Source organism: Bradyrhizobium diazoefficiens (assembly GCF_016612535.1).
Classification (GTDB): Bacteria; Pseudomonadota; Alphaproteobacteria; order Rhizobiales; family Xanthobacteraceae; genus Bradyrhizobium; species Bradyrhizobium diazoefficiens_C.
Genome location: NZ_JAENXS010000001.1, coordinates 1,955,313 through 1,982,294, shown reverse-complemented (window position 1 = coordinate 1,982,294; position 26,982 = coordinate 1,955,313). Strand labels below are relative to the sequence as shown.

21 protein-coding genes and 1 pseudogene are annotated in these 26,982 nt (G+C 63.5%); 13 read left to right on the top strand and 9 right to left on the bottom strand.

Annotated elements, in window-relative coordinates; genetic code table 11:
* Window positions 1–66: 66 nt before the first annotated feature.
* The 4 genes from JJE66_RS09295 to JJE66_RS09280 all read left to right on the top strand — a co-directional run bounded on the left by JJE66_RS09295 (window position 67) and on the right by JJE66_RS09280 (window position 4,397).
* Window positions 67–870 carry an ABC transporter ATP-binding protein gene (locus tag JJE66_RS09295; RefSeq protein WP_200513961.1) on the top strand — a complete coding sequence of 268 codons (804 nt, stop codon included), beginning with the start codon at window positions 67–69 and terminating at the stop codon, window positions 868–870.
* 118 nt (window positions 871–988) lie between these two features.
* Window positions 989–1,807: an ABC transporter permease gene (locus JJE66_RS09290; RefSeq protein WP_200513959.1), complete on the top strand. Its 819-nt coding sequence runs from the start codon at window positions 989–991 to the stop codon at window positions 1,805–1,807.
* Between the two features lie 121 nt (window positions 1,808–1,928).
* Entirely contained in the window at window positions 1,929–3,257 is a 1,329-nt protein-coding gene (locus JJE66_RS09285; protein ID WP_200513957.1) for a polyhydroxyalkanoate depolymerase, read from the top strand.
* Window positions 3,258–3,557: 300 nt separating this feature from the next.
* A complete protein-coding gene (locus JJE66_RS09280) occupies window positions 3,558–4,397 on the top strand; it encodes a M48 family metallopeptidase (RefSeq protein WP_200513956.1) in 840 nt (279 codons plus the stop codon).
* A 207-nt stretch (window positions 4,398–4,604) separates the two neighbouring features.
* Here the strand turns inward: JJE66_RS09280 and JJE66_RS09275 are convergent, their stop codons facing one another.
* Window positions 4,605–6,815 carry a transglycosylase domain-containing protein gene (locus JJE66_RS09275; RefSeq protein ID WP_200513954.1) on the bottom strand — a complete coding sequence of 737 codons (2,211 nt, stop codon included), beginning with the start codon at window positions 6,813–6,815 and terminating at the stop codon, window positions 4,605–4,607.
* A 167-nt stretch (window positions 6,816–6,982) separates the two neighbouring features.
* Between JJE66_RS09275 and JJE66_RS09270 the strand changes: the two genes are divergently transcribed.
* Window positions 6,983–7,408, top strand: a complete 426-nt coding sequence (locus JJE66_RS09270; protein WP_200513952.1) for a DUF1330 domain-containing protein — start codon at window positions 6,983–6,985, stop codon at window positions 7,406–7,408.
* A 59-nt stretch (window positions 7,409–7,467) separates the two neighbouring features.
* Here the strand turns inward: JJE66_RS09270 and JJE66_RS09265 are convergent, their stop codons facing one another.
* The 3 genes and pseudogenes from JJE66_RS09265 to JJE66_RS09255 form a co-directional block, all read right to left on the bottom strand.
* The gene (locus tag JJE66_RS09265; RefSeq protein WP_200513950.1) at window positions 7,468–8,694 is read right to left on the bottom strand and encodes an ABC transporter substrate-binding protein; all 1,227 of its coding nucleotides are present in this window, start codon (window positions 8,692–8,694) and stop codon (window positions 7,468–7,470) included.
* A gap of 251 nt (window positions 8,695–8,945) precedes the next feature.
* Window positions 8,946–10,060: pseudogene (locus JJE66_RS09260) on the bottom strand (ABC transporter substrate-binding protein).
* Between the two features lie 263 nt (window positions 10,061–10,323).
* Window positions 10,324–10,626, bottom strand: a complete 303-nt coding sequence (locus JJE66_RS09255) for a DUF1304 domain-containing protein (RefSeq protein ID WP_409362828.1) — start codon at window positions 10,624–10,626, stop codon at window positions 10,324–10,326.
* 152 nt (window positions 10,627–10,778) lie between these two features.
* Here JJE66_RS09255 and JJE66_RS09250 point away from each other — a divergent pair, with 152 nt between their 5' ends.
* The gene (locus tag JJE66_RS09250) at window positions 10,779–11,309 is read left to right on the top strand and encodes a methylated-DNA--[protein]-cysteine S-methyltransferase (RefSeq protein ID WP_200513947.1); all 531 of its coding nucleotides are present in this window, start codon (window positions 10,779–10,781) and stop codon (window positions 11,307–11,309) included.
* Between the two features lie 9 nt (window positions 11,310–11,318).
* Here the strand turns inward: JJE66_RS09250 and JJE66_RS09245 are convergent, their stop codons facing one another.
* Entirely contained in the window at window positions 11,319–14,108 is a 2,790-nt protein-coding gene (locus tag JJE66_RS09245; protein WP_200513945.1) for a [protein-PII] uridylyltransferase, read from the bottom strand.
* Window positions 14,109–14,356: 248 nt separating this feature from the next.
* Here JJE66_RS09245 and JJE66_RS09240 point away from each other — a divergent pair, with 248 nt between their 5' ends.
* Both JJE66_RS09240 and JJE66_RS09235 read left to right on the top strand, forming a co-directional pair.
* Window positions 14,357–14,866, top strand: a complete 510-nt coding sequence (locus JJE66_RS09240; RefSeq protein WP_200513943.1) for an OsmC family protein — start codon at window positions 14,357–14,359, stop codon at window positions 14,864–14,866.
* A 40-nt stretch (window positions 14,867–14,906) separates the two neighbouring features.
* Window positions 14,907–15,716 (top strand): hypothetical protein, encoded by an 810-nt coding sequence (locus JJE66_RS09235; protein ID WP_200513941.1) that lies wholly within the window; start codon window positions 14,907–14,909, stop codon window positions 15,714–15,716.
* A gap of 106 nt (window positions 15,717–15,822) precedes the next feature.
* Here the strand turns inward: JJE66_RS09235 and mutS are convergent, their stop codons facing one another.
* Entirely contained in the window at window positions 15,823–18,561 is a 2,739-nt protein-coding gene (gene mutS, locus JJE66_RS09230) for a DNA mismatch repair protein MutS (protein WP_200513939.1), read from the bottom strand.
* Between the two features lie 216 nt (window positions 18,562–18,777).
* Here mutS and pcaF point away from each other — a divergent pair, with 216 nt between their 5' ends.
* The 5 genes from pcaF (at window position 18,778) to JJE66_RS09205 (ending at window position 23,594) form a co-directional block, all read left to right on the top strand.
* Window positions 18,778–19,986: a 3-oxoadipyl-CoA thiolase gene (gene pcaF, locus JJE66_RS09225; RefSeq protein ID WP_200513938.1), complete on the top strand. Its 1,209-nt coding sequence runs from the start codon at window positions 18,778–18,780 to the stop codon at window positions 19,984–19,986.
* A 127-nt stretch (window positions 19,987–20,113) separates the two neighbouring features.
* Window positions 20,114–21,007 carry a dioxygenase gene (locus JJE66_RS09220; protein WP_200513937.1) on the top strand — a complete coding sequence of 298 codons (894 nt, stop codon included), beginning with the start codon at window positions 20,114–20,116 and terminating at the stop codon, window positions 21,005–21,007.
* A gap of 123 nt (window positions 21,008–21,130) precedes the next feature.
* Complete coding sequence (gene pcaH, locus JJE66_RS09215) at window positions 21,131–21,832, top strand: protocatechuate 3,4-dioxygenase subunit beta (protein ID WP_200513935.1); 702 nt, start codon at window positions 21,131–21,133, stop codon at window positions 21,830–21,832.
* A 25-nt stretch (window positions 21,833–21,857) separates the two neighbouring features.
* The gene (gene pcaG, locus JJE66_RS09210) at window positions 21,858–22,448 is read left to right on the top strand and encodes a protocatechuate 3,4-dioxygenase subunit alpha (protein WP_200515312.1); all 591 of its coding nucleotides are present in this window, start codon (window positions 21,858–21,860) and stop codon (window positions 22,446–22,448) included.
* 84 nt (window positions 22,449–22,532) lie between these two features.
* On the top strand, window positions 22,533–23,594 hold the full coding sequence (locus tag JJE66_RS09205) for a phosphotransferase (RefSeq protein WP_200513934.1): 1,062 nt from the start codon (window positions 22,533–22,535) through the stop codon (window positions 23,592–23,594).
* A gap of 149 nt (window positions 23,595–23,743) precedes the next feature.
* Here the strand turns inward: JJE66_RS09205 and JJE66_RS09200 are convergent, their stop codons facing one another.
* From JJE66_RS09200 to JJE66_RS09190, 3 genes are read right to left on the bottom strand one after another with little or no spacing between them, the layout of a single operon-like run.
* Window positions 23,744–25,300, bottom strand: coding sequence for an MDR family MFS transporter (locus JJE66_RS09200; protein ID WP_200513932.1), 1,557 nt, complete (start codon window positions 25,298–25,300; stop codon window positions 23,744–23,746).
* 4 nt (window positions 25,301–25,304) lie between these two features.
* Window positions 25,305–26,480, bottom strand: a complete 1,176-nt coding sequence (locus tag JJE66_RS09195; protein WP_200513931.1) for an HlyD family secretion protein — start codon at window positions 26,478–26,480, stop codon at window positions 25,305–25,307.
* Entirely contained in the window at window positions 26,473–26,955 is a 483-nt protein-coding gene (locus JJE66_RS09190) for a MarR family winged helix-turn-helix transcriptional regulator (RefSeq protein WP_200513930.1), read from the bottom strand. Before JJE66_RS09190 ends, JJE66_RS09195 begins: the two co-directional genes overlap by 8 nt.
* Window positions 26,956–26,982: the final 27 nt, after the last annotated feature.

The following is a 26,982-nucleotide window of genomic DNA, read 5'->3' as shown; positions in this document are numbered from 1 at the left end:
CTACATCAAGTCATTTTACGTCAACTCTTGCACTCGACGGTGCAATGGCGGAAGAACGCCTCTAGCATGACTGAGAACTTCAAGGCTTCAAGTCGGCCGACTGTCGCGGGTGGCACATTGTCCGCGGCCATCGAGGTCGATCGCCTGGTCAAGGTCTACAAGCAGACCCGCGCAGTGGACGGCATCTCCTTCTCGCTTCCCCGCGGCAGCATCACCGGGCTACTCGGCGGCAATGGCGCCGGCAAGACCACCACCATCGCGATGATCATGGGGCTGGTGCTGCCGACCTCCGGCCGCGTCCGCGTGCTCGGCCATCGCATGCCGGAGGAAAGTGCCGCGGTGCTGGGACGGATGAATTTCGAGAGCCCCTATGTCGACATGCCGATGCGGCTCACGGTGCGGCAGAACCTCACCATCTTCGGCAAGCTCTATGCGGTGACGAATCTTCGCGACCGCATCGCCAAGCTGGCCGACGATCTCGATCTCACCGAATTCATCGATCGCGCCAACGGCAAGCTCTCTGCCGGGCAGAAGACCCGGGTTGCGCTTGCAAAGGCGCTGATCAACCAGCCGGAGCTGTTGCTGCTGGACGAGCCGACCGCATCGCTCGACCCGGATACGGCCGACTGGGTGCGTGCGCATCTGGAGCGTTACCGGAAGGACAACAACGCCACCATCTTGCTGGCGTCGCACAACATGCTCGAGGTCGAGCGGCTCTGCGACCGCGTCATCATCATGAAGCTCGGTCGGATCGAGGACGACGATACGCCCGATGCCATCATGGCGCGCTACAACCGCACCACGCTGGAGGAGGTGTTCCTGGACGTCGCGCGCGGCCGGGTGAACGGTGAGAAGGAGGGGGCGAGGTGAGCAAGCTCCCATGTTTCGCCCGTAGCCCGGATGGAGCGCAGCGCAATCAGGGGTTCTCGCGTCTGGATAGACTGGTCCCGGATTACGCTTCGCTCCATCCGCGCTACGCGGTGCCACGATGAGCGATTTCGCCCTCCATCGCGGCATTTCCGTGCAGCGCATCGGCGCAATGATCCTGCGCTACTGGTATCTCCTGATGTCGTCCTGGCCGCGGCTGCTCGAGCTGCTGTACTGGCCGGCGCTTCAGGTCATCACCTGGGGCTTCATCCAGTATTATATCGCGCAGAACGCCAGTTTCTTCGCGCGCGCGGGCGGAACGCTGATCGGTGCCGTCATCCTCTGGGACATCCTGTTCCGTGGCCAGCTCGGCTTCTCCATCTCGTTCCTGGAGGAGATGTGGGCGCGCAACCTCGGCAACCTCATGATGAGCCCGCTGAAGCCGATCGAGTTTCTGCTGTCGCTGACGGTGATGAGCCTGATCCGGCTCGCCATCGGCGTCATCCCGATGACGCTGCTGGCGCTATTTCTGTTTCACTTCAATTTTTACAGCCTCGGCCTGCCGCTGATCGCCTTCTTCTGCAATTTGATCTTCACCAGCTGGTCGGTCGGAATCTTCGTGTCGGGCCTGGTGTTGCGAAACGGGCTGGGGGCCGAATCCATCGTCTGGACGCTGATGTTCGCGATCATGCCGCTCGCCTGCATCTACTATCCCGTGAGCGTGCTGCCCGGCTGGCTGCAATATGTCGCCTGGTCGCTGCCGCCGACCTACGTGTTCGAGGGGATGCGCGCGCTCCTGATCGAGAACACCTTCCGGATCGATCTGATGGTGGATGCGTTGGCCATCAATGTCGTGCTGCTGGTTGCATCTTTTGGGGCATTCCTTGCCCTTTTGCGCAGCGCCAAGAAGCACGGCTCGCTGCTGTCGGGCGGCGAATAACGTCACTTTCTCGTGGATTCAGGCTGATTTATTCGTCTCCGCTACGTAGATGTACGGAACCATGCATTGACGCAATATTACGCATTCGGCAGTATGCTGCGATGCGAAGAGGATTATGATTATGCCGATTGGTGAGTTTGGCGGCGCACCGCCTCTGGCGAGCGAAGGCAGTCCGGTCCTGACCACGCCGATGTACTGGATGTACGAGATGGCGCAGGCCTCTCTCAATCCAGCGCGCGCCGTCACCGACGCGACCAAGCTGCTGTTTCAGAATCCCCTGAATCCCTGGGCGCGCACCGAGGTCGGCAAGTCGGTCGCCGCGGCCTGCGAATTGTTCGAGCGCACCACGCGCCGTTACGGCAAGCCGGAATGGGGCCTCAACGACACCGAGGTCAACGGCATCCGCGTTCCCGTCGAGGTTCGTTCGGTCTGGGAGAAGCCGTTCTGCAAGCTACTCTACTTCGATCGCAAGTTCGCCCGTCCCCTGCGCAGCCCGCAGCCGCGCGTGCTGATCGTGGCGCCGATGTCCGGCCATTATGCGACGCTGTTGCGTGGCACGGTCGAAGCCTTCCTGCCGGCGCATGAGGTCTACATCACCGACTGGGCCGACGCCCGCATGGTGCCCTTGAGCGAAGGCCGCTTCGATCTCGACGATTACATCGACTACGTCATCGAGATGCTGCACGTCCTCGGCGGCAACACCCATGTGATCGCGGTGTGCCAGCCTTCCGTTCCCGTCGTCGCTGCCGTCTCGATCATGGAAGCGCGGCGCGATCCGTTCGTGCCGACCTCGATGACGCTGATGGGCGGCCCGATCGACACCCGCCGCAATCCGACCGGGGTGAACGACCTCGCCCAGGAGCGCGGCATCGACTGGTTTCGCAACCACGTCATCACCAAGGTGCCATTTCCGCATCCGGGCATGATGCGCGACGTCTATCCCGGCTTTTTGCAGCTCAACGGCTTCATCAGCATGAATCTCGACCGGCACATGGACGCCCACAAGCAGCTCTTCGCCAATCTGGTGAAGGGAGATGGCGACCTCGTCGACAAGCATCGCGACTTCTACGACGAATATCTCGCGGTGATGGATCTCTCGGCCGAGTATTACCTGCAGACCGTCGACACCGTGTTCGTGAAACATTCGCTGCCGAAGGGTGAAATGACCCATCGTGGAACTCGCGTCGATCCCTCCAAGGTCACGCGCGTTGCGCTGATGACGGTCGAAGGCGAGAACGACGACATCTCGGGTCTTGGTCAGACCGAGGCAACGCACGGATTGTGCAGCTCGATCCCCGACCATCGGCGTGTTCATTACGTCCAGAAGGGCGTCGGACATTACGGCGTGTTCAACGGATCGCGTTTCAAGTCGGAGATCGTGCCGCGGATTCATGACTTCATGGTCTCGGCCGCGAATCCGAGCTCGTTGCAGGCTCTCGCAGCCGAGTAGAGCGTTTTCGAGCGGAGTAGGGACCGGTTCGCGTCAAGAAAACGCGTCAGAATTGGAATCTAGAGCCACGTCCGTGGCTCTGGTCGCGCTTTTCGGCTTTCCCGTCGAAAATTCAGACCCTGCTAGAGGCTCCAGCGGGGATCGGAACTCGCCAGATTCGAGGTATTTAGGTAGCTTTATAGGAGTGAGTCCCCCCTCACCCCTTGGGGATGCCGCATGCGTCCAGCGGGGGCGAAAAAAGCGGGTTCCGACCCCAGTCTGTAGGGTCTCCCGGACGCCAGACCCCTGTATGTTGGGCAAATGATTTGTTTTTGCGCCGAGCGCTTTCCCTGGCAGCGGTTATGGCAGAATCCGGGCGAACTCCTGCTCCCCGGACTGACAGACATGGCCACTCGCGCGCTCCTCTACCGTCGGCCCCACGAACCAAAGACCCTCCTGATCACCCATGGATCGCAATTTTTCGCGATTCGCTTGCGCAGGCATCGCCGCGCGCGCCGTTACACGCTCAGAATTCATCCGAGCGACCGCGAAGCGATCCTCACGATCCCGCCGCGCGGCACGCTCGCCGAAGCCAAGGACTTCGCGCAGCGTCACGGCGCATGGATCGCCGCACGTCTCGGCCGTTTGCCGAAGGCCGCGCCATTCCAGCCTGGCACAGTGATACCGCTACGCGGTGTCCCCCATCGCATCGTTCATCGGGCAGGCAGCCGCGGCACGGTGTGGACGGAGACGCGCGATAGCGGCGAACGCATTCTCTGCGTCGCCGGTGGAATCGAACATACCGACCGCCGTGTGCATGACTTTCTCAAGCGCGAGGCGCGCAGCGATCTGCAACGCTCCGCGGAAGCCCATGCCGACGAGCTCGGCGTCAAAGTGAAGCGGCTCTCGATCCGGGATCAGTCCAGCCGCTGGGGCTCCTGCACCTCGGCGGGCTCGCTGTCGTTCTCCTGGCGCCTGATCCTCGCACCGCCCTTCGTGCTCGACTATCTCGCCGCCCACGAGGTCGCCCATCTCGTCGAGATGAACCACTCGGCGCGGTTCTGGCGCGTGTGCGGAAAAGCCTGTCCGTCGATGGAGCGCGCCAAGAAGTGGCTCGACACCTACGGCAATGATCTGCACCGGTACGGGGTCGAGGATTAGGGCGGCCTTGTCCAACATACTCAAAGTCGTCCCGGCGAAGGCCCTAGGGCGAAGGCCGGGACGACGCTGAACGAGAGTTACTGATCCTCTCGCGCCTTTCTCGCTGATTCCTCCGAGGGATCAACGATCTCGCAAATTCCATCGCGCATCACGCCGCAACACCCAGCCTACTGTGCATGGGGTTGTTTTCGCGCTTTTGTTTTGGTTCTACCGATTTCCGCCAAACAGCCGGTCCATCAGCCAGCCATCCAGCCCGGCGGCAGCCTGCGGCCGCACATTGGCGCGCATCGGCGGTGGGGCACGATAGCCGCCATTGCCGACCGGCGCAGATGCGGGTCCGGGCGCCGCCTGTGTCGGCGCCGACACCTGCGATGAGATCTGCACGAGGTTCGCCGGCCCCCAATTGCTTTGCAGGTTCGGCAGGGCTGCCACCGGGACGCCCTCGTGGGCGGTGCGCATGAAGCGGGACCAGACTTCCACCGGCAGGCCGCCGCCGGTCGCCTTTTTGGTCGGCGAGTTGTCGTCATTGCCGAGCCAGACGCCGGTGACGAGGTTGGCGGTATAGCCGATGAACCAGGCGTCGCGGTAATCCTGGCTGGTGCCGGTCTTGCCGGCCGCCTGCCAGCCGGGGATCTCGGCCTTCTTGGCGGTGCCGGAGATCAGCGTCTCCCGCATCATCGTGTTCATCATGCCGACATAGCGCGGCTCGATCACCTGGTTGTGCTCGTCGGCCGGCCGCATGTAGAGCAGCTTGCCGTCGAGCGTCTTGATCCGCGTCACCACGTGGGGCGTTGCTGCGAAGCCGCCATTGGCGAACGGTGCATAGGCGCCGACCATTTCGACCACCGAGACTTCCGAGGTGCCCAGCGCGATCGAGGCGTTCGGCTCGAGCTTCGAGGAGATGCCGAGCCGGTGCGCGGTGCGCACCACGTTCTTCGGCCCGACCTCGAGGCCAAGGCGGATCGCGACGGTGTTGAGCGACATCGCCAGCGCCTGCGTCAGCGTCACCGCGCCGAAATATTCATGGGTGTAGTTCTCGGGCTTCCAGCCCTTGACCTCGATCGGCGCGTCCTGGCGGACGGTGTCGGGCGTCAGGCCCTGCTCCATCGCGGTCAGATAGACGAACGGCTTGAACGAGGAGCCCGGCTGGCGCTTGGCGGTGACCGCGCGGTTGTACTGGCTTTCGGAGTAGTTCCGGCCGCCGACCATGGCGCGCACGGCGCCGTCGGGCGTCATCGCCACCAGCGCGCCCTGGCTGACATTGAACTTCACGCTCTTGGCCGCGAGCTCGTCGATGACCGCGGCCTCGGCGGCGCTCTGCAGCTTTGGATCGATCGTGGTCTCGACCTTGATGCTCTCGTCGATCTGGCCGACGAGATCGTCCAGCACCTCGCCAATCCAGTCGGCGACGTAGTTCACGGTGCCGGCGCCGACCGGCTTCACATTGTAGGAAGGATGGCCGATCGAGGCTTGCGCCTGCGCTTCCGTGATGAATTTGGCGTCCGCCATCGCCGCGAGCACGATTTTCGCGCGCTCCTCGGCGCCTTCGGGATTACGGTTCGGCGCCAGGCGCGAGGGCGATTTGACGAGACCGGCCAGCATCGCGGCTTCTGCGATCGTGACGTTCTTCGCCGGTTTGCCGAAATAGCGCTGGGCTGCGGCCTCGACGCCGTAGGCGCCGGAGCCGAAATAAACGCGGTTGAGATAGAGCTCCAGGATCTCGTTCTTGGTATGCTTGCGCTCCAGCCAGATCGCGAGCTCCGCCTCCTGCAGCTTGCGCGCCATGGTGCGTTCCTGGGTCAGGAACAGGTTTTTGGCGAGCTGCTGCGTCAGCGTCGAGCCGCCCTGCGACACGCCGCGATGGAGCACGTTGGTGACCAAAGCGCGCAGGATGCCGATCGGGTCGATGCCGAAATGCGAATAGAAGCGGCGGTCCTCGATGGCGATGAAGGCCTTCGGCAGATAGGGCGGCAGATCCTTCAGGGACACGTTGGCGCCGGCCATCTCACCGCGCTGCGCCAGCAGGCTGCCGTCCATGCCGACGATCTGGATCGTCGGCGGGCGTTTTGGGATTTCGAGCGACTGGATCGGCGGCAGATGGGCGCCGACCCAGATCACGACGCCGATCACGGCGATCACGCCCCACAGGCTCAGCACGGCGCCCCAATAGACGAGGCGGCCGAGGCCGGCGCTGATGGATGATTTCGACCGCCGCTTGGCGCCGCTGCGGCTCGGCTGCGCCTTCCGCTCGCGCGGCGGTTCGTCGTCGGACGTTTCGGTCTTGCGCTTGGCGGACTTTTTCGGCTTGTCGTCGCCGCCGGGAACGCGGTCCGCCGCGGTCAGGCGCAGATCGGCGAGCGCTGCAGGCAAGCCGAACAGCGGCTCTTTCCGCCCGCCCTTTTTCTTTCCCGACCCCATACGCAAACGCCCGGTCACCCCGCCCCGCCGCACGCTAGCGGTGGCTGTTTAAGGCCCGGTTACGCAAAACTTAACGCGCGATTAGGAGGTGCGGCATTCCCTCGCCGCAGTTCCGCTGGTCTGGCGGCGGGGCTAAGATCGCCGGCACAAAACGAGAGGGAACCCGCATGGGCCATATAGATCCGACCAAGGAGATCTTTGCGCAATTCCGGGACAACGACCGGCCGGGCCCGATCCACATGCTGAACTTGGTGCGCTTGCGCAAGGAGGCGGCCTATCCCGACGGCCGCAAGGCCAGCGGCGCGGAAGCCTACGCGGCCTATGGTCGCGAGAGCGGCCCGGTGTTCGAGCGCCTCGGCGGCCGCATCGTCTGGCAGGGCAAATTCGAGCTGATGCTGATCGGCCCCGAGGCAGAGTGCTGGGATCACTGCTTCATCGCCGAATATCCAAGCGTTGCCGCCTTCGTCGAGATGATCCGCGATCCCGTCTATCGCGAAGCGGTGAAGCACCGCAAGGCGGGGGTGGAGGATTCGCGCCTGATCCGGTACGCAGTGCTGCCGGTGGGGAAGAACTTTGGGGAGATACCGGAGTAGCTGCCTTCCAAAAAAATCGGCGGCCCGAAGGCCGCCGATCGCAATTCAGAATTCAACCACTAGCCCGCCGGGCCACTATCCTCGAGGATCGGACCGAACAGCTCCCAGCGCTCGCCGTTGAACTTCATCATCTGAAGCTGCTTGTTGACGCGGTAGTCGGTCGGGGAGGTGTTGGCGACGATGCCGGGCAGCGACAGGTCGAGCTGCACGTTCTTCAGGCTGGTGGCCACCTTCATGACGTTCTCGCGCGTGAGGTTGTCGCCGCACCGCTGGAGTACGTAGATCATCAATTGCGAGGTCGAGTAGCCGTAGCTGTTGAAGCTCGAATCCTTGTCGCCATCCGGATAATATTTCGCCATGAACGCGAAATACTTCTTCATGCCGGCGTCGTCCTTCCAGGTCGGATCGAGCGGATCCTTGCCGTAGTTGACGCTGATCACGCCCTTGGAGGCTTCCAGACCCGCCGGCTTCATCACCGCGCCGACCGACGTCGCGTTGATGTCGAGGATCTGCACCGGATGCCAGCCGAGCTCGGCGATCTTCTTGATCGCCTGCGCCGCCTGCTTCGGCGTGGTCGCGCTGAAGAACAGGTCCGCGCCCGCGTCCTTGATCTTGAGGATCTGCGAATCGATCGTCGGATCGGACACCTCGTAGGAGGCTTCCGCCACGATCATGGCGGTAGCTTTGTCGCCGAGACCGGCCTTGATGCCATTCAGATAGTCCTTACCCAGATCGTCGTTCTGGTAGAGGATGCCAATCTTGGCGGTCGGATGGTTCTTGATGATGTACTGACCGTAGATTCGTCCTTCGACGAAATAGTTCGGGTTGAAGCCCATCGTCCACGGGAAGTTCTTCGGATCGGTGAACTTCGACGCGCCGGTCGCGGCGAACAGCTGCGGCACTTTCTTCGCATTGAGATATTTCTGAACGGCTGCGTTTGACGGCGTGCCGAGAAGCTGAAAGGTCAGCAGCACCTCGTCGCTCTCGACGAGCTTGCGCACCTGCTCGACCGCCTTGGGCGGCGAATAGGCATCGTCATACTGGATCAGGTTGATCTTGCGGCCGTTCACGCCGCCCTGATCGTTGATCATCTTCATATAGGCGGCCTGGGTCTTGCCGATCGTGGCATAGGCGGAGGCCGGTCCGCTGAAGGGGTTGGTTTGGCCGATCTTGATCTCGGTATCGCTCGCGCCGGGGTCGTATTTCTTTTGCGCGTAGGCCGACGATGCCGATAGCGCGATCGCCAGTACCGTTCCCGTGACCAGATGGAAAATGCCGTTCCTCATTCGCTCTCTTCTCCCGTGATTGTTGCCGGCGGTCTGTTTTGCCGCCGCTGGGCGGAATAGTGGCGGAACCGTTGCTGCGACGCAAGGTCGATGCTTGCCCAAAAGGCAAGCGACGTTAATGCGGCCATGGTGGTCGTGCCTGACCGCGCCGTTAGTTGGAAGTGACTGACGAGGTCCTTGGCGACGTCGCGGCGAAAGAGGGGGTGGGTCAGGGGTTTCTGACCCACCTTGCGATCGAAGATGCGGCGCCGTCAGCCCGATGTCCCGTTGTCCTCGATGATCGGGCCGAACAGCTCCCAGCGTTCGCCGTTGAATTTCATCATCTGCATCTGCTTGTTGACGCGATAATCGTTCGGCCCGGTGTTGACCTTGATGCCGGGCAGCGCGAAGCTCGGGGTGAAGTCCTTGATGTTGGCGACCTGCTTCATGACGTTCTCACGCGTCAGGTCGCCGCCGCATTGCTTGAGCACCTGGTCAGCAGCTCGGCCACCGAGTAGCCATAGGTATTGACGGTGTTGAGCTTGTCGCCTTCCGGGAAATACTTGTCCATGAAGGCGAAAAAGGCCTTGACGCCGGGGTCGTCCTTCCACTGGGGATCGCCCGGCTCCTTGCCGTATTGCGTCGAGATGATGCCCTTGGAGATATCGAGGCCGGCAGGTTTCAGCGTCGCCGAAATGGGGCTCGCATTGATGTCAAGAATGTGCACCGGCGTCCAGCCGAGCTCGGCGACTTTCTTGATTGCCTGCGCCGCGAACTTTGGTGTCGAGGCATCGTAGAAAAGATCGGCGCCCAACGACTTCAGCTTGACGACCTGGGAGTCCACCGTCGGATCGGTAACCTCGTACGACACTTCGCCGACGATCATGCTGGCGGCCTTGTCGCCCAGTCCGCTCTTGAGCCCGGCGAGATAGTCGCGGCCCATGTCGTCATTCTGGTAGAGCACGCCGATCTTGGCATTCGGATGCTCCTTGAGAATGTATTTGGCGTAGATGCGTCGCTCGGAGATGTAGTTCGGGTTATAGGCGATGGTCCAGGGATAGTTCTGCGGATCGTTGAAGCGCGCGGCGCCGGTGGAGGCCAGTAGCTGCGGGATCTTCTTGCCGTTGAGATATTTTTGCACCGCGGCGTTCGCGGCCGTGCCGATGATCTGGAAAGTGAACAGCACCTCGTCGCCTTCGACGAGCTTGCGCACCTGCTCGACCGTCTTCGGCGGCGAATAGGCATCGTCATACTGGATCAAATTGATCTTGCGGCCGTTGATGCCACCCTGATCGTTGATCATCTTGAAGTAGGCGGCCTGGGTCTTGCCGATATTGGCGTAGACGGAATAAGCGCCGGAGAACGGCACGGTCTGGCCGATCTTGATCTCGGTGTCGCTCGCGCCGGTGTCGTATTTCTTCTAGGCGAGAACTTGGTTGGCGGAGAACGTCAAGGCGAGCGCCGCCGTGGCGGCTAGGAAGACTCTGCGATTGCTCATGGTGGGTTGTTCCTCCTGACGGAATTTTCCGGTCGATGGTCTTTTCCCGTGGTTGCAACGGTCGCCATCGCTGCCGAAGAGTCTGGAAGAAGGGCAGGCCGCGTACAAGGATCGCGGCGTTGCGCCGAGGCGTCTCAGGCCAAGGTCTTAGGTTAAGGGCCCCAAGCCAGGAACAATGCAACCAGTGCAATCGCCGCGGGCAGCGCCTGCACCATCAGGATGCGTGTGCTGACGGTCGCCGCGCCGTAAGCGCCTGCAATGATCACGCAGAGCAGGAAGAACACCTTGATCTGGAACGCGAAGGCCGGATTGCCGTGGACGAGCCCCCAGATCAAGCCCGCGGTGAGGAAGCCGTTATAGAGTCCCTGATTGGCGGCCAGCACCTTCGTGATTTCGGCCTTCTCCGGCGTATTGCGGAAGGTCTTCAAGCCAAGCGGTTTGTCCCAGAGAAACATCTCCAGGATCAAGAAGTAGGCGTGCAGTGCGGCGACAAGCGCCACCAGGATGTTGGCGATCCAGATCAAGTTGAGCTCCCCAGCTTTCGGGTGGACGTTAGCACGGCCGGCATGGCAAACGCGATGATGTGTTTCGATGCCATGGTGCCGCAATGCCCGCTCGATCAACCAAGACGCCTGAACGCTTCAGTCTCGATCGTCTGGCGACGCCGATCGGGATCGCGCTGCTCGTCACCGATGCCGAGGGCGCGTTGCGCGCACTCGACTGGGACGACTATGAGCACCGCATGCACGAGCTGCTGCGGCTGCATTATGGTGCGGTGGATCTGGTTGATCAGTCCGCGCCGACGGAGATGAAGACCACGCTATCGGCTTATTTCGAGGGTGATCTCGGTCAGCTCTCACGGGTCGCATGGCGCACCGCCGGCACGCCGTTCCAGCAGAAGGTCTGGTCCGCGCTGGCCCAAATTCCCGTCGGCGCCACGATGAGCTACGGCGCGCTCGCCGCAAAGATCGGCATGCCGAAAGCCATCCGCGCCGTCGGCCATGCCAACGGCTCCAACCCGATTAGTGTGGTGTTGCCGTGCCATAGGCTGATCGGTGCCGATGGCTCGCTGGTGAAATATGGCGGCGGCCTCGAGCGCAAGCGCTGGCTGCTCAGGCATGAGGGCGTGGAGATTTAACGTCCTGCCTCACGCCGCCGGCTGGATCGCCTTGTCGCCGGCCATCACATGGGTCAATGCGCTCTTGATCGCCGACTGGCGGGTCGGGGCGTTGATCTGCGCGCCGAGCAGGTCGGTGACGTAGAACACGTCGCGGGCACGCTCGCCAAACGTTGCGACATGGGCCGAGGCGATGTTGAGATTGAGCTTGGAGATCGCGGTGGTCAGCTCGTAGAGCAGGCCGGGGCGGTCGAGGCCGGACACTTCGATCACGGTGTAGCGGTCGGACCATTGGTTGTTGATGGTCACCTCTGGCTCGATCACGAAGGGCCGCGCCTTGCTGCGCACGGTGCGACGCGCCACCACTTCGGGCAGGCGCAGCTTGCCTTCGAGCACGTCCTCGATCATCTCTCCGATGCGGGTGGCGCGCCTTCCCTCGTCCTCGTCGCGGTCGTATTCCCGTGAGATCGAGATCGTGTCGAGCGCGCGGCCGTCGGTCGTGGTGTAGATCTGGGCGTCGACGATGTTGGCGCCGGCAGAGGCACAGGCGCCCGCGATGATCGACAGCAGCCAGGGATGGTCGGCGGCGAAGATCGTGAGCTCGGTGACACCGCGCACCTCGTCGAAGCCGACATTGATCGCGAGCTTGTGGCCGGCCTGCTCGCTGGAGCGGACGAAGCGGGCGTGGCGGATCTTTCGCGGCAGCTCGACCTTGAGCCAGTAGGCCGGATAGTGCCGGCCGAGATAGGCATCGAGCTCGTCGGCCGGCCATTCGGCGAAGGCCATGCGGAATTCGGCGTGCGCGGCCACGAGGCGTTTGCCGCGGTCGACTTCCGAGAAACCCCCGGTCAACACCGGTTCGGTCTCGTAATAAAGTGAGCGCAAGAGCTGCGCCTTCCAGCCGTTCCACACGCCGGGACCGACGCCGCGGATGTCGGCGGTGGTCAGGATCGTCAGCAGCTTCATCTGCTCGACCGACTGCACCACGGCAGCAAAATTCTCGATGGTCTTGCGGTCGGAGAGGTCGCGCGACTGGGCGACCGTCGACATCGTCAGATGTTCCTCGATCAGCCATGCCACGAGCTCGGTGTCGGCCGCGCTGAAGCCGAGCCGCGGGCAGAGCCGCCGCGCCACCTTGGCCCCTGCGATCGAATGATCCTCGGGCCTTCCCTTGGCGATGTCGTGCAGCAGCGTCACGATGTAGATCACCGAACGGTGCTCGGGCCGGATCTTGCGCATCAAATCGCTGGCGAGCGTGAACTCCTCGATGCCGCCGCGCTCGATGTCTTGCAGGAAGCCGACGCAGCGGATCAGATGCTCGTCGACGGTGTAGTGATGATACATGTTGAACTGCATCATCGAGACGATCTTGCCGAAAGCGCGGATGAAGTGGCCTAGCACACCGGTCTCGTTCATCCGCCGCAACACGATCTCCGCGTTGTCGGAGGTCAGGATCTCCATGAACAGCCGGTTGGCTTCGGGGTTTTCACGCATGCTCGCGTTGATCAGGCCGAGCGAGCGCGTCACATCGCGCATCGCGTCCGGGTGGAAGGCGAGGTTGTTCTTCTGCGCCAGGCGGAAGATGCGGATCAGATTGACCGGATCATGCTTGAAGATGTCAGGCGCGGCGACGTTGATGCGATTGTTGTCGACGATGAAGTCGTCGCTGTCGGGCACACGCCGTTTGACCTGGGCTGGGCGCAGCCGCGCCATCATCCGGCTCAGCACCGGGGCGGGCTTGGCCTGCTGGTCCTCGAGCTTGGCGCAGAGGATGGCGGTGAGGTTGCCGACTTCCTTGGCGACGAGGAAGTAGTGCTTCATGAAGCGCTCGACGTCCTGCATGCCCGGATGCGAGGTGTAGCCGAGCCGGATCGCAATCTCGCGCTGGAGGTCGAAGGACAGGCGCTCCTCAGGCCGTCCGCAGTAGAAATGCAGATTGCAACGCACCGACCAGAGAAAGTCCGCGCAGCGGCGGAAGGTGCGGTACTCCTGTGCGTCGAATACGCCGCGCTCGACCAGCTCGTCGGTATCGCGGACGCGATAGACGTATTTGGCGATCCAGAACAGCGTGTGCAGATCGCGCAGCGCGCCCTTGCCATCCTTGACGTTGGGCTCGACCAGATAGCGCGACTGACCGCCACGCCGATGCCGCTCTTCGCGCTCGGCGAGTTTTGCCGTGACGAATTCGGATGCGGTGCCCTGCACGACGTCCTTGTCGAAGCGCTCGACCAGCTCGTTATAGAGCGGCTGATCGCCGGTGAGGAAGCGCGTCTCCAGGATCGCGGTACGGATGGTCATGTCGCCGCGCGCCTGGCGGATCGATTCATCGACCGAGCGCGTGGCATGGCCGACCTTCAGCCCCATGTCCCAGAGGCAGTAGAGGATCGCTTCCGCGACCTGCTCACCCCAGGCGGTCTGCTTGTAAGGCAGGATGAAAAGCAGATCGATATCGGATTCCGGCGCCATCAGGCCGCGGCCATAGCCACCGGTCGCGACCACAGCCATGCGCTCGGCTCCGCTCGGGATCGGCGAGCGGTAGAGATGACGGGTCGCCGCTGAATAAAGGATGCGGATGATCTCGTCCTGCACGTGACACAGCCGCTCGGCGCAGCGGCGGCCGTGGCGGTCCTTCAGCAGGATCGCCTGCGCCGCGGCGCGCGCCGCAATCAGCTCGGCCTTGAGCAGTTGTGCGACCGCGGTGCGGAACGTGTCCTCGCGGCCCTGATGCTTTTCGGCAAGCGCATCGATCGCGGCGGTGATCCGCGCGGTGTCGAAGCGATCGTCCACCTCTGGTCTGTGCTCGGTCGTGACGCTGTCCATGGATTACCGGATATAAGAGGCGATGAGCACTGTCACGAGACATTAATATAGAACTAGAGATACGCGCCGGACGACGGATTTGGAAGGGCACGCGCCCAATTCGGGTTGTGCCCATAACATATTGGATATTATGAATTTTTAAGCGACGATGGCGACGTTCATAGCAGCCCTCCGTCAATCATGGGCTGACACCAAACGGATCGGCTTCTATACCGCTGCTGACGTCACGATATTGGGGAGAGAACAAGATGGACGCCGCAGAACTGCGCCAGATGCAGGTCCCGATCAAGGAACGCTACAAGACCGATCCCAAGACCGCGATGATCACGCTGAAGGCCAAGGGCTCGACCGACAGCGACGGCATCGCCTGCAAGGTCGACACCGGCCGCGCCATCGCGATGGCGGGGCTGCATCCGGCCACCGGCGGCTCCGGCCTCGAGCTCTGCTCCGGCGACATGCTGCTCGAGGCGCTGGTCGCCTGCGCCGGCGTCACGCTGAAATCAGTCGCGACCGCGATCGAGGTGCCGCTCAAGACCGGCAACGTCTACGCCGAAGGCGATCTCGATTTCCGCGGCACGCTCGGTGTCGACAAGGAGACGCCGGTCGGCTTCGCCGAGATCCGCCTCCGCTTCGAGGTCGACACGGATGCTCCGCAAGACAAGCTCGATCTGCTGCTCAAGCTCACCGAACGCTATTGTGTGGTCTATCAGACCATCAAGAACGGTCCGAAGGTTTCGGTGTCGATGCAGCGGATGTGAGTTTCTAGCCTCCCCCCCAGGGGAGGCAAAAAAGAAAAAAATGCCCGCCGAACTCTCCTACATTCTCTTCCTTCTCTTGCGTATGGCGGTCGCGGCCGCGTTCGTGGTGTCGGCCTCTGTCATTACCGAGCGCTCCGGTCCGGTGATAGGTGCGTTGGTGGCGACGCTGCCAATCTCGGCAGGTCCGTCCTACGTTTTCCTCGCGATCGACCACGACGCCGCTTTCATCGCACAGGGTGCGCTGTCGAGCCTTCCGGTCAACGCCGCGACGATCTTCCTGGGGCTGACCTACGTCGTGCTGGCGCAGCGGCATAGCTTGGCCGTGAGTGTCGGAAGCGCGGTCGCGGTGTGGATCGTGCTGGCGTCCATTATCCGCCTGTTCGACTGGACCTTGACGGCCGGGCTCGCCGTCAATTTGGTCGCCTTCGGCATCTGCATTCCGCTGCTTGCGCAATACCGCCATGTGAAGATGCCGCTGGTGACGCGCCGCTGGTACGACATTCCGTTCCGTGCCTCACTTGTCGCAGCTCTCGTCGCAATCGTGGTCTCGACTTCAGGATGGGTCGGCCCGCGCGTCTCCGGCATCATCGCGCTGTACCCGATCGTCTTCACCAGCATGATGGTGATCCTCCATCCGCGCATCGGTGGACCGCCGACGGCCGCCGTGCTCGCCAACTCCGCCTGGGGCCTGCTCGGCTTCGGCATGGCGATCGCGGTGTTGCATGTGGGGGCCGCCAATTTCGGCTCGGCCATCGGCTTAAGCCTCGCGCTCATGACCTGCATCGTGTGGAATCTGACGCTGTGGTGGAACGGGCGACCGAAGCGGCTTGAGCTTCGTAGGGTGGATTAGCGAAACGTAATCCACCACTTTGCTTTCCACACGGATCGACCGCGGTGGGTTACGCCAGCGGACTGCGCTTCGCGCAGCCGCAGGGCTAACCCACCCTACGGCACCGTCACGGCTTCGGCAGCTTGGCCTTCAACGCATAGAGCGCATCGAGTGCCTCGCGCGGCGACATCTCGTCGGGGTGCAGCGCCTTGACGGCACCCATCAGCAGCTCAGCCTCGCTCGGCGGCGCGGCTTCAGCGGCGGCACGCGAGGGCACGGCGAACAGCGGCAGATCTTCGGCCAGCGCGCGTGCGGTCTGGCCACGGTCCTGGGCTTCGAGTTTCGCCAGCACGGATTTGGCGCGCGTGATCACGGCCGGCGGCAGACCGGCGAGTTTTGCCACCTGGATGCCGTAGGAGCGATCGGCCGAGCCCGGCAGCACCTCATGCAGGAATACGACGTTGCCCTGCCATTCCTTCACCCGCACGGTGGCGTTGAACATCCGCGGCAGTTTTGCGGATAGCGCGGTCAGTTCGTGATAATGCGTCGCGAACAGCGTCCGGCAGCGGTTGCTTTCATGCAGGTGTTCGATCGCGGCCCAGGCGATCGAGAGCCCGTCGAAGGTCGCGGTGCCGCGTCCGATCTCGTCGAGGATCACGAGCGCGCGCTCGCCGGCTTGGTTCAGGATCGCCGCGGTCTCGACCATCTCCACCATGAAGGTGGAGCGGCCGCGCGCGAGATCGTCGGCGGCGCCGACGCGCGAGAACAGCCGGTCGATGATGCCGATCCGCGCGCGGGTGGCCGGCACGAAGCTGCCGATCTGGGCGAGCAGCGCAATTAGCGCGTTCTGGCGCAGGAAGGTCGACTTGCCGGCCATGTTCGGACCGGTCAGCAGCCAGAGCTGCCCGGATTTTTGCATGGGCCCTGGCGAGAGATCGCAGGCATTGGCGATGAACGGCTCGCCATTGCGCTTCAGGGCCTGCTCGACAACCGGATGGCGGCCGGCTTCGATGGCAAAGCCGAGGGAGCCATCGACCTCGGGCCGCACATAATTGTCATCGACCGCGAGCTTGGCCAGCGAGGTCGCGACGTCGAGCAGCGCGAAAGCATGGGCGGCGGCGCGCAAATCGTCGCTGATCGCCAGTGCTTTCGCGGACAGCCGCTCGAAAATCTCGAGCTCGAGCCCGAGCGCGCGGTTGCCGGCGTTGGCGATCTTGGCTTCGATCTCCCCTAACTCGGAGGTGGTGAAGCGCACCTGGCCTGCCAGCGTCTGGCGATGGATGAAGGTTGCATTCAGAGGCGGCGACATCAGCTTGTCGCCGTGCTGCGCGGTGACCTCGACGAAATAGCCGAGCACGTTGTTGTGGCGTATCTTGAGGCCCTTGACGCCCGTGTTGTCGGCGTAGCGCGCCTGCATCGAGGCGACCACGAGGCGGGAGGCGTCGCGCAGGTTCCGGGTTTCGTCGAGCGCAGGCTCGTAGCCCTGGCGAACGAAGCCGCCGTCGCGCTTGATCAGCGGCAGCTGTTCGTCGAGCGCACTGGCAAGTTCGGATGCGAGATCTCGCGAGGGCTGTCGCAGCGCCGCCATCACGGCGGTGATTTCCTGCGGCGGCTGGTCGAGTTCCCCGAGCCGTGCCAGCGCCTGATCGGCGGCCATGATGCCGTCGCGCAGACCGGCGAGATCGCGCGGCCCGCCGCGGCCGACCGAGAGACGGGCCAGTGCCCGCGACATGTCGGGCGCGCCGCGCAGGATGCTGCGGATATCTTCGCGCGCGGCCGAATCGGCAACGAAGCTGCTGACGGCATCGAGCCGCCGCGCGATCGCCGCCGCATCCGTGAGCGGCGCTGCGAGCCGCTGCGCCAGCAAGCGCGAGCCGGCCGAGGTCACCGTGCAGTCGATCGCGTCCAGCAGCGAGCCGCGGCGTTCGCCGGCGAGCGTCCGCGTCAATTCGAGATTGGCGCGGGTGGCTGGATCGATCGCCATGGTGGCGCCGGAGGCTTCGCGCGCCGGCGGCGACAATGGTGGATGCTTGCCGACCTGGGTGCGGTCGACATAGGTGACGGCGGCGGCCGCGGCCGTGGCTTCCAGCCGCGTCAGTTGCGCCAGCCCGTCCATGGTTGCGACCGCGAAATAATCGCACAGGCGCTTCTCGGCGGTTGCGCCGTCGAAGACGTCACGGGTGAGCGGCGTCACCGCCGGCAGCTCGCGCAAGGTCTGTGCGAGTTCGCTGTCGTTATAGAGCGCGTCGGCGACGATCGCCTCGTTCGGATTGATGCGCGCCAGCGTCGCGGCAAGCTCTCCACCCGAACATTCCGTGACCGAAAATTCGGCGGTCGAGATGTCGATCCAGGCCAGCCCAAAGCGATCGCCGCCGGCGGACGAACGCGCCCGCGCAATCGCCAGCAGATAATTGTTGGCGCGGGCGTCGAGCAGCGTGTCTTCGGTCAGCGTGCCCGGCGTGACCAGCCGCACCACGCCGCGGCGGACCACGCTCTTGTTGCCGCGCGCTTTTGCAGCCGCAGGATCCTCGGTCTGCTCGCAGACCGCGACCCGGTGGCCGGCCATGATCAGGCGATGCAGATAGTCCTCGGAGCGCTCGACCGGCACGCCGCACATCGGGATATCGTTGCCCTGATGCTTGCCGCGCTTGGTCAAGACGATGCCGAGCGTCTTGGAGGCGATCTCGGCGTCCTCGAAGAACAGCTCGTAGAAATCACCCATGCGGTAGAACAGCAGCAGGCCCTGATGCGCCGCCTTGATCTCCAGGTACTGTTCCATCATCGGCGTGACGCGCGCGGCAGATTCCGCTGGCTGTGCGGGCGTCGGTTCGGGTTCTGGCGCGGGAATGGGCTGCTGCATGGTCATGGGCGGCGCAACCTACAAAATTTCGCTTCCTGCTCCTATCGCTTTGGCCGGGGAGAGGAGGTTTTCCACGTTGTCCGCACCGCGGCATGCGCTCGCGGCGTGCGGGCCCTTCGGAACACGCAAGAAACCGTCAATTGACCTGCCGCGGGCGCCCTCCTAAAACTCCGCGGACATTGAAGAATTTGGGCCGGACCGCGGCATTCAGGGAGAACAACGATGCGTGACGTCTTTATCTGCGATGCCGTGCGGACGCCGATCGGCCGTTTCGGCGGTTCGCTCGCCAAGGTGCGCGCCGACGATCTGGCCGCGGCCCCGATCAAGGCGCTGATGGCCAGGCATCCCAATCTCGACTGGGCGCAGGTGGATGAAGTCTTTTTCGGCTGCGCCAACCAGGCCGGCGAGGACAATCGCAATGTCGCGCGCATGGCGCTCTTGCTCGCGGGTCTCCCGGACTCGGTTCCCGGCCAGACCCTGAACCGCCTTTGCGCCTCAGGCCTCGACGCTGTCGGTGCGGCGGGCCGCGCCATTCGCTCCGGCGAGATCGAACTCGCGATTGCCGGCGGCGTCGAATCCATGACCCGCGCGCCGTTCGTGATGGGCAAGGCGCAGGAAGCCTTCTCGCGCTCAGCCGAAATCTTCGACACCACGATCGGCTGGCGCTTCATCAATCCGCTGCTCAAGGCGCAATATGGCGTCGATGCGATGCCGGAGACCGGCGAGAACGTCGCCGAGGAATTCCAGGTTTCGCGCGCCGACCAGGACGCCTTCGCGATCCGCTCGCAGCAGCGCGCGGGCGCTGCGATTGCGGCGGGCTATTTCGCCGAAGAGATCACCCCGATCACCATTCCCGGCGGCAAGGCCGGTCCTGTTACCATCGACAAGGACGAGCATCCGCGTCCCGAGACCACGCTGGAAGCCCTCACGAAGCTGAAGCCGATCGTGCGCAATCCCGGCACGGTCACTGCCGGCAACGCCTCGGGCGTCAATGACGGCGCGGCCGCGATGATTCTTGCCTCCGAAGCCGCTGTGAAGAAGCACGGTCTCACGCCTCGCGCCCGCATCCTCGGTCTTGCCTCGGCCGGCGTGCCGCCGCGCATCATGGGCATTGGTCCGGTGCCGGCGACCCGCAAGCTGATGGAGCGTCTTGGCAAGAAGATCAGCGATTTCGACCTGATCGAGCTCAACGAGGCCTTCGCATCCCAGGGCATCGCCTGCATGCGCCAGCTCGGCGTCAAGGACGATGCCGACTTCGTCAATCCGCATGGCGGCGCCATCGCGCTCGGCCATCCCCTCGGCATGAGCGGCGCGCGCCTCGTGCTCACCGCCGTGCACGGCATGGAGAAGCGCGGCGGCAAGCTCGCACTCGCCACCATGTGCGTCGGCGTCGGCCAGGGTGTTGCGGTTGCGATCGAGAAGCTGAACTAACGGACCGGGTGCCACAGACTCGTCATGCCCGGGCTTGTCCCGGGCACCCACGTTCTCGGTGCCGCGAGAAGAAGATCGTGGATGGCCGGGACAAGCCCGGCCATGACGCAAGGTGAGGGATCATTCCATGATGATCGAGCGTGAGCAGGACGTCACGGCCGCGGCGTTGGCCGTGATGGAGCAGACCTCCGATCCGCGGCTTCGCCAGATTATGATCTCGCTGGTCAAGCACCTGCACGGCTTCGTCCGCGACGTCTGTCTGACCGAGAAGGAATTCCGCGACGCCACGGCCATCGTTGCCGAACTCGGCAGGCTCACGACCGACACCCACAATGAAGTCGTGCTGATGGCGGGCTCGCTCGGCGTGTCCCCGCTGGTGTGCCTGCTGAACAACGGCGATCAAGGCAACACGGAAACCGACCAGTCGCTGCTCGGACCGTTCTGGCGCTTGAACTCGCCGCGGGTCGAGAATGGCGGATCGATCGTCCGCTCCGAGACCCCGGGTGCGCCGCTGTTCGTCAGCGGACGCGTCACCGACAAGGACGGCCGACCCGTCGCGGGCGCAGAGGTCGATGTCTGGCACGCCTCGCCGGTCGGATTCTACGAGAACCAGGACCCGGAGCAGGCCGACATGAACCTGCGCGGAAAGTTCCTGACCGACCAGGACGGACGCTTTTCGTTCCGCTCGGTGATGATGGTCGGTTATCCCATCCCGACCGACGGCGTCGTTGGCCGCCTCCTGAAGGCGCAGGGCCGGCACCCCTATCGTCCTGCGCATCTGCATGCCCTGATCTTCAAGCCCGGATTCAAGGTGCTGATCTCGCAGGTCTATGATCCCGCCGATCCGCATATCGACACCGATGTGCAGTTCGGTGTGACCAAGGCGTTGATCGGCAACTTCCTGCGCCATGATACGCCGCATCCGACCGAGCAGGACGTCACCGCGCCCTGGTATTCGCTCGACCATTGCTACCGGCTCGAAGCCGGCGAGGCCGTGCTGCCGCGTCCCCCGATCAAATAGCCAATGCCCGACGGATGGGGGCAGGAAGGCCGCCAAACCCGCTTCCCTAAATTAGTTATATTCTATAATGAATGGCGGAAGCGTTGACCGGTCGGACCGAAATGGCCGGGGAGGAGTTCGCCGATGACATTCATCTATCCCGTCGACAGCAACAAGTCGCATCCGCTGCCGCTGTCGCCCGAGTACAAAAGCTCGATCAAGCGTGCGCCGAACAAGCCCTTGATCCCGATGCGCCATACGCTCTCCGAGCTGACCGGCCCGGTCTACGGCCACGAAACCGTGCGCGAGGGCGACAGCGACCTTACCACCCAACACACGGGCGAGCCGATCGGCGAACGCATCATCGTCCACGGCCATGTCCGCGACGAGGACGGCCGCGGCGTGCCTGATACGCTGGTCGAGATCTGGCAGGCCAATGCCTGCGGCCGTTACGTCCATGTTCGCGACCAGCACCCGGCGCCGCTCGATCCGAACTTTACAGGCGCGGGCCGCACCGAGAGCGACGCCTCCGGCTACTACCGCTTCGTCACCATCAAGCCCGGCGCCTACCCCTGGGGCAATCACCACAACGCCTGGCGCCCCGCCCACATCCATCTCTCGGTGTTCGGCTATTCCTTCGTCACGCGCCTGGTGACGCAGATGTATTTCCCGAACGATCCGCTGTTCCCGTTCGACCCGATCTTCAACTCGGTGCCGGACGAGAAGGCGCGGGCACGGATGGTGTCGTCGTTCGACCTGGAGAATACCAAGCCCGAATGGGCGCTGTGCTACCGCTTCGACATCGTACTGCGCGGCAAGAACGCCACTCCCATGGAGACCAAGTGACGTGCAGGACTCTACTAAGCCCTCTGTGAAGCCCACCGGTATCACCCCCTCGCAGACCGTCGGTCCGTTCTTCAAATACGGCCTGACGCCGAGCGGCGACTACGCCTGGAACGACGCCTTCACCAACTCGACGCTGACGCCTGACGTCACGGGCGACCGGGTCCGCATCGAGGGTCGCGTGTTCGACGGCGACGGCGTCGTTGTGCCGGACGCCATGCTCGAGATCTGGCAGGCGGACGCGCAGGGCCGCTTCGCCGACCCGCAGGACAAGCGCGCGCTGCCGAATGCCAGCTTCCGTGGCTTCGCCCGTTGCGGCACCGACAAGGATGGCAACTATTCCTTCGACACCATCAAACCAGGCGTCGTGCCCGATCCCGACGGCAAGCCGCAGGCGCCGCACATCGTCCTGGCGGTGTTCGCGCGCGGCATGCTGCGGCATCTCTATACCCGCATCTATTTCAGCGACGAGGCCGGCAACGCCGCCGATCCCGTGCTGACGCTGGTGCCGGCCGACCGCCGCGCCACGCTGATCGCGGTACGCGAGGCGGGTAAAGCGGTCTATCGGCTCGACCTGCGTTTGCAGGGCGACGACGAGACGGTGTTTTTCGATGTGTGACGCTGGACCGGCCGGTTAGGGCCGATGCGGCTGGCGCTTCCCCGTGTGATCATGCAGTATGGCTGCGGCACCGGGGGGCGCTTCATGACATCCTCACAACTGCCGGCGATCGCTGAGCCCAGTTACCTCACAGCCGCACTGCGCAAAGCTGGCGCGTTGGACCGCGGCGCGGTCCGTGAAGTGAAGGTGCTGCATGAGCGCGACACTATCCTGTCGCATATCGTTCGCCTCGGTCTGCGTTATGTCGGGGAGTCCGCCGGTGCGCCGCAATCCCTGATCCTCAAGACGGCGCATTCCGCCTTCGCCAAGACGCTGTCGAATGCCGGCCGGCACGAAGTCGCCTTCTACACGCAACTCGCGCCAAAAATGCCGCCAGGGCTCGTGCCGCGTGGCTTCGATGGGCATTTTGACGAAGAGAGCCAGACCTGGCATCTCCTGCTCGAAGACCTCACTGACAGCCACGAGGTCGCGACGCAATGGCCGCTACCACCCTCGCGCGAGCACGCGATGGCGATCGTCACGACGCTCGCGCGCATGCATGCAGCCTGGTGGGACCATGCTAGCTTCGGCGAGACGGTCGGCAGCTGGATGAGCACAGACGACAGCGCGAGACTGCTGGAGACGTTTGCCGGACATTACGATCGGTTCGCCGATTTGCTTGGCGATCGTCTGAGTGAGGAGCGGCGTGTCCTCTACCGCCGCTTCATCGAACAGTCTGGCCGGCTATTCCAGCGCTACCATTCGCGCCGAAACGTAACCATTGTCCATGGCGATGCCCATATCTGGAATTTCCTGCTGCCCCGCGCTGGAATTTCCGACACCGTGCGCATTTTCGACTTCGACCAGTGGCGCATCAACGTGCCGACCGGCGATCTCGCCTACATGATGGCGACACAATGGTATCCGGAGCGCAGGCAGGCGCTCGAACGTCAGCTGCTCAATCACTATCACGAGACGCTGCTCGCCCACGGCGTGGTCGGCTACACGCGCGGCGCGCTCGACCAGGACTATCGCAGGTCGGTGCTCTGGCACATCACCAAACCGGTCTGGCAATGGGCCATCAACATCCCGCCGCTGATCTGGTGGAATAATCTGGAGCGGGTGATGATGGCGGTCGAGGATTTGGGGTGTGAGGAGCTGTTGTAGTAACTCGCGCCGCCAATTCGGTGTCGTCCCGGCGAAGGCCGGGATCCATAACCCCAGGAAGAGGTTGTGGCGCGAGCGGCCAACCACGAGTGTTCGCCAAATGCAAACCCGTGGCTATGGGTCCCGGCCTTCGCCGGGACGACAGCAAGCTACTCCATCACCGCATGTTCCGGCCCCGTCGACTGCTTGCGCAGCGAGGCCTTGGTCGAGCCGATCATCAGGGCCAGCGGGATGGTGCAGAGGATGAAGATCATCACCAGCATATAGTCGTGCGCGAACGCGATGATCTGGGCCTGCACGCCGACCATGCGGTCGGCCATGGCGCGGCCGGCGTCGGTGGAGAGGTTGATCATGCTGCGCACGTCCGGCATCTGCAGCGCGTGATTGAACGGGTTGATGTACTCGGACAGGATGGCGTAGGTCCCGCGCGTGCCCTGCGTCAGCTGGGCGATCACGATCGAGATGCCGACCGAGCTTGCGACATTGCGCAAGAGCGTCAGCATCGAGGTCCCGTCGGTACGCAATTGATTCGGCAGCGTCAGGAACGCGACCGTCGAGAGCGGCACGAAGACGAGGCCGAAGCCAAAGCCCTGCATGACGCTGACGACGACGATTTCAGGCACCTGGGTCTGGTCGGTCCAGCCGGTCATCTGGAACAGCGAGGCCGCGGTCAGCGTCAGGCCGGTGATGATCAGCGTGCGCGCCTCGATGTAGCGCATGATGCGGCCAACCATCATCATCGCGAAGAAGGTGCCGAAGCCGCGGCTGGCGAGCAGGCCGCCGGCGGTCATGATCGGATAGCCGATGACGTTTTGCAGGTACGGCGAGGCCAGCGCCATGGTCGAGTACAGCACCAGGCCCATCACGGTCATGAAGATGCAACCGGTGAGGAAGTTGCGGTCCTTGAATAGCGCGAACTGGATGAAGGGACGCGAGGTCGTGAACGAGTGCACGAAGAAATAATAGAAGGCGATTCCTGAGATCACGAACTCGGTCACGATCTCGGCCGATTCGAACCAGTCGAGCTGTTCGCCGCGGTCGAGCGCAAGTTGCAGCGCGCCGATGCCGATCGCCAGCGCGGCAAAGCCGAACCAGTCGAATTTCAGGCTGAGATTCTTGTCGGTCTCGTCCATGAAGACGCCGAGCCCGAGCACGGTGATCGCGCCGAACGGCAAATTGACGAAGAACACCCAGTGCCAGGAATAGGTCTCGGTCAGCCAGGCACCAAGTGACGGCCCCATGATCGGACCCATCATCACGCCCATGCCCCAGATCGACATCGCCGTGGCGCGTTCCTGAAGCGTGTAATAGTCGAGCATCACCGACTGCGACAGCGGCACCAGCGCCGCGCCGAACACGCCTTGCAGCAGGCGGAACAGCACCATCTGATTGATGTCCTGTGCGAGCCCGCACAGCACCGACGCCAGCGTAAAGCCGGCCGCGCAGCCGATGAAGATGCGCTTGCGGCCGAAGCGGTTGGATATCCAGCCCACCGGCGCCGTCATGATGGCGGCGGCGACGATGTAGGAGGTCAGCACCCAGTTGATCTGGTCCTGCGAGGCCGACAGCGTGCCCTGCATGTAGGGCAGCGCGACGTTGGCGATGGTGGTGTCCAGCGCCTGCATGATGGTCGCAGTCATGGCGCAGATCGTCACCATGTTGCGGCGCAGGCCGGGAACCATCAGGGCGGGATTGGACTCCGCCATCGGATCAGTCCTTGTCCTGGTCTTTATCTTGGCTCGCGGTCGCCGACAGGCCGAACAGGCCGGCGAGCGAGCGCTTGTGGCCGGTGTCGATGGTGGCATAGACGCTCATGCCGGCCTTCAGCTTCTTCACGTATTTGTCGGTCTCGTCGAAATAGATCCGGATCGGCACGCGCTGCACCACCTTGACGAAGTTGCCGGTGGCGTTCTGCGGCGGCAGGATCGCGAATTGCGCGCCGGTGCCGGGCGAGAGCGACCCGATCTTGCCCTTGAAGAGGTGGTTCGGGAATGCGTCGACCTCGAGCGTGACCGGCTGCCCCTCGGTGACGTAGGTGAGATCGCTCTCCTTCGGATTGGCGTCGACCCAGGGGTGGGCGATGTCGATGATGGAGAACACCGGCGTGCCGGCGGTGACATAGCGGCCGAGCTGGATCTGCTCGACCTGGGTTGCGACGCCGCCCATCGACGCCCGCACCACGGCGTGATCGAGATTGCGCTCGGCATTCTCGAGCTTGGACTTGGCCTCTGCGTAAGGCGGGAATTTCTCCAGCGGCAGGTCGGTATCGCCGAGCAGCTGGGTCTTGGCCGTCGAGATCTGCTGCTTCACGTACTGCGCGATCGAGCCTGACGTGACCAGCGCGTTCGAGGCGTTGTCGAGATCGAGCTGCGAGCCGTAGTTGTTCTTGACCAGCGCCTGCTTGCGCTCGACATCGCGCTGCTTCAGGTCGACGCCCTTCTGGGCGAGATCGAGCATGTCGCCGTAGATCTTGATGTTGGCGCGGAGATTGTCATAGGTCGATTGCGCCTGCATGACCTGCGCCTTGGCTTCGTCCACCGCGAGGCGGAACGGCACGGGGTCGATCTCGAATAGCTCGTCACCCTGCTTGACGACCTGGCCCTCTTTGACGACGACCTTCTCGATCTTGCCTGAGATGTCAGGCGTGACCAGCACCTTCTGCGCACCGACATAAGCATCGTCGGTGCCGACATAGCGGCCGCCATTGAGATAGAAGGTGAAGCCAATGACGGCGACGACGATCGGCAGCACCACCATCAGCAAGAAGCGGCGATAGCGGCGCAGGCCGGCGACGAAGCGGCGGCGCGGGTCGGTGCCGGCTTTCTTGGTCGGCTTGCCGCTGTCGATCTTCTGTTCGGGCTGGAATTTGAGAACCTGATCAGCCATAGCGCTGCTCCTTACGCGCTTGTTCCGCTCCGGACGTCGGGATCGCGTTACGCACGTTTTCTTTGATGGTTTCGAGTTGAGTGAGGAGACGGTGGGCGTCCGCCGGGCTGATCCCGTCGAGCGCGTTGGCCGTGAGTTCCGACTTCAGGCCGCTCATCTTGCCGAGCAGTGCACGGCCGGCCCGCTTAAGGTAGAGCCGCTTGACGCGCCGGTCCGAGGCGTCGCTGCGTCGCTCGATCCAATCGCTGTCGCAGAGCTTGTCGATCAGCCGCGTCAGCGTGATCGGCTGCATCTCCAGGAGTTCGGCAAGTTCCGACTGTTTCATGCCCTCGCTGCGTTCGACCTTGGCCAGCACGGCCCACTGTGCGCGGGTGATGCCGAAGCGCGAGGCCTCCTTGTCGGCATAGACGCGCAACAGGCGGTAGAGCTCACCGAGCGTGAACAGGAAGTTCTGGTCGACAGACCCGCGGGTCATGAGCTTGGTCTCCAATGAGCTTGGATA